Genomic DNA, 251 nt, shown 5'->3' on the forward strand with positions numbered 1-251 from the left:
CCAATAGCGCCGATTTCTTTCGCCTGAAATAAAGTCATCTCTTTCATAACGACAGGCAAATTTTCTTTTATTTTCTGATTAACTATTTCCTCAACCTTCTTTAATTGTTCAGGGGTTGGTTTTTGAGAATACGAATAATCAAAACGTAATCGCTCTTCATTAATATTGCTTCCTCTTTGCTTTACTTCTTCGCCTAATACTTCTCTTAAGGCTTTATGTAATAAATGCGTGGCTGTATGATATTTTACTGC

1 protein-coding gene is annotated in these 251 nt (G+C 34.3%); it reads right to left on the reverse strand.

Annotated features, from left to right (window positions below):
• A partial coding sequence (locus N2692_03025) for an alanine--tRNA ligase (GenBank protein ID MCX8016239.1) occupies positions 1 to 251 on the reverse strand: 251 nt, incomplete at both ends.

It is taken from the genome of Patescibacteria group bacterium, assembly GCA_026415775.1.
Classification (GTDB): Bacteria; Patescibacteriota; Minisyncoccia; order UBA6257; family JAAZHW01; genus SKW32.